We start from the raw sequence: 5381 nt of genomic DNA on the forward strand, positions 1-5381 counted from the left end.
TGATTAGCTCAAATTGTTTTGCTGGCATCATGTTTGATGTCCAAAATTTTGTTTCGTTCACTAACTCGAGGTTAGCTACTAAAAACTTTATTGATTACGTTTTGCTTGTTCAGTTTTCAAGGTTCATATATAATTGTCATCTCTTTATTAAGAGCTAACTTTTATATAATAACATGTTTTTCGCAGAATGTCAAACAGTTATTTTATTTTTATATTATTCTAGCTGCATGTTCAGCAGCAACTTTTATATAATATCACCCACTCCATAGAACGTCAATAGTTTTATTCATTTTTTTAAAAGTTTTATAGCCTAAACCTTGGCCATGATTTTAAAAATTGAATAGTACGGTTTCTTCCAATTTCTAAAAGCGTTTCTTTAGTTTCTTCATCTAAATCAAATTGTGTGGCGCTATAATCATCGACAGGGATGAATATAATATCTCTTTCATGCCGTCTTGAAATATACCTTTCATCATGAGCATCTTTCATAGTAGAAAATAAAGCCTCAAATAAATTTAATCCATTTTTAATTTCATGTGGGTGTTGTTCTTCTCTACGTCTACTCAATTTAAGTCCTATAATCGGTCGCATTTTACGTCCTTCTCTATCGTCAAATACCCATAACGGAAAATTACTCAGTACGCCACCATCTACAATAACTGAATCTCCTTTTCCCGTTTTTAATGTAACAGGTTCAAAGAAAAAAGGTATTCCACAGCTCATACGTAAAGCACTTGCTACAGAAAAATTCTTCGCTTCGATATGATATTTTTGCAAATCATCTGGTAAAACGATCATTCTGCCATTTGTTAAATCTGAAGCCACTAATTTTAACGAATCTCTAGGTAAATCTCCGAATGTATAAACGCCTTTTGCTGCCAATTTCTGAAAAAACCATTTTTCTAATGCTTTTCCTTTATATAAACCTAAATGGTGATAAACATTAACCCACTTCATAAACGGGAAAGGTAAGATTGTTTTCCTTGGATCTAGTAATGAAGGTACATCCAATTCTTCTAACATAGTTTGGATTTCTTTTCCACTATATCCTGCAGCAATAAAAGCAGCTAGTATGGCCCCAGCACTTGTTCCAGCCACCCGTTTAAAGCGAAAATTTTCAGCTTCTAGTACTTGATACGCCCCAACTAGTGCAAACCCCTTCAAACCACCACCAGAAAAAACACCATCAATCCACAAAATTCCCTCTCCTTTTTAAGATAATCAATACATTATATAAAGAGTTATATACAAATAGAACGAACTCAATGAGTATTTTGTCGAATTTACTAACGACTTTGATACTGACATACAGATTTAAAAATAGTAAAAGGATTAGCTCTGTTCTAGATAGAGCTAATCCTTTTAACTTAGTTAATGTTATTACTTAGATTACTTAATTTTAAAATGTGCAATTTGACCTTTTAAGTCTTCAACCATCTCATTTACTTGATTAGCTGTTCCTAGCATTTCTTCCATAAAAGCAGATTGCTCTTGCATAGTTGAAGCAATATTTTGGGTACCTGCTGATGTTTGCTCCAATGATTGCACAGTCGTCTCTGTAGTCCCTAATACTTGTTCAGAGCTTGCAGATATTTGTTCTACTGTTGAAGCAATTGATTGCGTTCGCATACTAATGTTTGAAATTAGAGATGAGATTTTTTGGAAAGTATCTCCAGCCAATCTTATTGCGACAGTCTCTTGATCAATTTCATTTACTACTCTCGTAATAGCTTCAACAGATTCATTAGAATTGTTTTGCATTTCAGAGATTAATTTAGTAATGTCATTAGCAGATTGGGCAGATTGTTCTGCTAAATGTCTTATTTCATCTGCAACAACAGCAAACCCTTTTCCGTATTCACCTGCACGAGCAGCCTCAATAGCTGCATTTAGTGCAAGTAAATTAATTTGATCTGAAATACTTGTAATTACATTTGTAATTTGTCCTACCTCTTTAGAACGTTGATGCATTTGTTCAGTCATTTGCATAGAGGCTTTTGAAAGCTCGTTAATTGAATCAATTCCTTGTACGGATTGTTGAATTACATTATTACCTTGATTGGATTCTTCAGATGTCTTAATAGATTCATCAGAGACATTTGTGGTAGATTCTGTAATTTCCACTATTCCCTCTGATATTTCTCTAATCGCAATTTGATTTTGAATAGCCCCAGTTGTTACCATTTCGCTACTTACTGAAACTTCCTGAATGGCTGCTGATACCTGATTAGCCATTTCTGTCACTTGCTCTATACTTTGAGTCAATTCTTTAGACCCATTTACTACATAATCTGCTGTTGAGGATACATGACCTATAACTTCTTTTAGCTGTACTTGCATACTATTAAAACTTGATGCAAGTTGCCCAATTTCATCATTACTTGTATTTTTTATTTCCTGTGTTAAATCACCAGCTGCAATTACTTTAGTATAATCTACAAGTTCATTTAACGGTTTAGAAATTCTTTTAGCAGTGAAATATGCTAGTATACCACTTACCACAATAAATATAAGTGCTAATAATACACATACTTTTATTAATAAGTTTTCTAGATCAACTATAAAATCTGCATCTTCATCTAATCCTAAGACAGACTCTGTTCCTTGAACTTGTAAAAATGTAGACTTATGAGCACCGTAATCATCCTTATAAATATCACTTGTAACCATTTTGGTTGTACCTAGCGCTGCTTTTTGTTCGTCTGTAAACGCTAGTGGTGATAAATACTTATCATCATTACCTAAAAATAAAATGACTTCTTTATTATCTACTTTACTCATAATATACACATTTTCTAAATCATACTCTTCTTTAAATGCATTTCCTCTAGACAATAATTCTTGATATGCACTTTTGTTTGTTTTAGCACTATTGATTAATTCTTTATCGAATAACTCATCAAAGTCCTCCATTTTCATTGTTAAGCTCTCTTCAAACTGAGGAATAATATATCCGTCAATTAAACGATCAGCTACAATAAAAATGGCTAAGCTAAAAATTGTGCTTATAACAACAATAGGCATTAATACATTTAATAATATTTTCTTTCTAATTGTCATACCTTTAAACACCATTAACGCTCCTAACTGCAATAAAATAATTAGTCATTATTAAACAAATACCAATTCTTTTAACGTTATATATTGATTCAGATCCAAATTCAATAACCTTATATTTTCATTTAAATCCGGTGACTTATGGAAGATTACAGCGAAAGTAGAACCTTCATTCACTTTCATTGGTCGATATTCTAAAATTTCATCAAAATTTAGTTTAAACGCTTCATGATTAATAGATACAACTTGCTTACAATCAATAGAAGCATCTATTTCAGCACAACAAAAACTATAAATTGAATCATCCATTTGATTAACTATATTTTCCCAATCAGGCTTTTGTTGTTTAAAAAAGTACTCACATGCGTTTACACCATATGCATGAACGCCAAGTTCATTTGTACCGATACCAGCAAATCTAAGTGGATTTACTTCAATAGGAACAATCTGTTCATCATTATCGATGCGAATTTCAATATGTATTGGGGCAGACTTTAAAGCGAAGAACGAAGAAATAGTTCTTAAAAACTCTTGAATTTTGTTGAGGGACTCATTTATTACTTGCTTACTCGTATAGTAAATCCTATCGCTCATGTCTTTCTCATGCCTAAACATTCTTTTAAAAAGATTTAGGATAACAGGTTCCCCGTCTTCTGTAAAATATACGTCAACCGCGTATTCATCGCCTTCAATTAATTTTTCAATTATAAATGATTGATTGTTAATAACTTCGATTGGATACTCTGAACTTGTAACTTCCATTTCAAACTTAAGCTGTTTAATAGTTTCTTTATATTCTTCTACCTTATCAATACGATGTACACCTATACTTGAATATCCTATAACAGGCTTAACAATAATAGGGAAAGGTAGAGCACTAGGATCTAATTCTTCTAATTCTTTTAGAGAAACTTCTGTGAAAAAGAAGTCTTTATAATGTCTACTTAATGTTTTCCTGAAAGTAACTTTATTTTTCAAAATATCTGTAACAGTTGTTAGATAGTGATTAGGCGCATATTTTGATAAAATATTAAGTCCATTTTCAGAGTTAAAGAGAATTGGAGAATTCCCCTTCTCTAATTCAATCAACAAATCGTCTACCTTTTTTAAATTTATAGTAGATTCGTTTGGTATAAAAACTTCATTTAATTTGATTACCGGAATTTTATTCTTACTAATTGTGTCCGCTAATAATTCCGAAACATAAGGTCTATCTAGTATTATCAATATTTACACTCCTATCTATATATTTTTTACATATCTATATCCTAATAGTATGTAAAAATAACTATTACCTATTTTAATATATAATACCTATAAAAGCCATAATATTACCTTTTAATACTATGGGTAATTTTACATCGAAATTAATATGAAAGCATAATGAAATATCTAAATACTAATGAGTATATTTAACTATATAAAGATTAACTTTTGCTAAAGTAAATAATTTAAAAAATCGAGAAGCTTAAATTAGCTTCTCGATTTTTTACTATTGGTTAAATACTATTTGTATAATTTTATAAGACGGATTGTAATATTAAGTGCAACACCCAGAAGTCAATATAAAGGAAGCCCATAACGACCTCGTGTAGAATGTAGTTACCACACCAAATTCAAACGGAGGAATCGTTATGAGCTATACCCATCTTACCATATCAGAACGTGTAAAAATAGAAACATACCTGGAACTTGATTATTCGATTCGTAAAATAGCGAAACTCTTAAATCGTCAACCTTCTACGATTTCCAGAGAAAAAAACGCAAGCCGGTAGTACAGCTGACGAAGCGCAAGTACGTTACCACCAAAATAAATCCAACTGTGGTACCAAGTCAAAATGTACGCCAGAAGTAAAAGAAGCTGTTCAAGAAAAGTTGCGGGATACTTGGTCGCCTGAACAAATTGTCGGCCGCTTGTATCAAGGTCAGCTGAGTTTTAAAACCATCTATCGCTGGATTTACGATGGTCTTTTAGAAGTGCCTATAACCGTTCTCTGTCAAAAAGGAAAGCGCCAAAAGCCCCGCGAAACAAGAGGAAGATTTAACATTGGCACACCAATTTCTAAAAGCCCAAAAGAAGTACGTAAACGTGAAACCTTTGGACATTGGGAGTTAGATACAGTTGTATTTGGACGTGGGAAAGCAAAAGGTTGTGTAGCAACATTTATTGAGCAAATGACACGATGGTATGTTGGCCTTTTGATACCAGATCGCTCAGCTCAATCAATGGAAAAAGCAGTACGTCTTCTTCATACTAAATTACCAAAAGGCACTATAAAAACAGCCACAACAGACAGAGGTAAAGAATTTAGCTGCTATAAAGT

3 protein-coding genes and 1 pseudogene are annotated in these 5381 nt (G+C 32.3%); 1 reads left to right on the top strand and 3 read right to left on the bottom strand.

Features of this window, described 5'->3' with window-relative positions; all coding sequences use genetic code 11:
• Window positions 1-303: 303 nt before the first annotated feature.
• From ACYQ73_RS28035 to ACYQ73_RS28045, 3 genes are all read right to left on the bottom strand, one after another.
• A complete protein-coding gene (locus ACYQ73_RS28035) occupies window positions 304-1197 on the bottom strand; it encodes a patatin-like phospholipase family protein (protein ID WP_460015452.1) in 894 nt (297 codons plus the stop codon).
• A gap of 192 nt (window positions 1198-1389) precedes the next feature.
• Window positions 1390-3060 carry a methyl-accepting chemotaxis protein gene (locus ACYQ73_RS28040; protein ID WP_460015453.1) on the bottom strand — a complete coding sequence of 557 codons (1671 nt, stop codon included), beginning with the start codon at window positions 3058-3060 and terminating at the stop codon, window positions 1390-1392.
• Window positions 3061-3111: 51 nt separating this feature from the next.
• On the bottom strand, window positions 3112-4284 hold the full coding sequence (locus ACYQ73_RS28045; protein WP_460015454.1) for an ATP-grasp domain-containing protein: 1173 nt from the start codon (window positions 4282-4284) through the stop codon (window positions 3112-3114).
• A gap of 407 nt (window positions 4285-4691) precedes the next feature.
• Between ACYQ73_RS28045 and ACYQ73_RS28050 the strand changes: the two are divergent.
• Window positions 4692-5381 (top strand): annotated as a pseudogene (locus tag ACYQ73_RS28050) (IS30 family transposase); the annotation flags it as partial.

The sequence above is a fragment of the Lysinibacillus sp. CTST325 genome, from assembly GCF_054665055.1.

Excerpts from the sequence above, each read along its gene's own strand:
- ACYQ73_RS28040 (WP_460015453.1), bottom strand. The coding sequence starts at position 3,060 with ATGACAATTAGAAAGAAAATATTATTAAATGTATTAATGCCTATTGTT.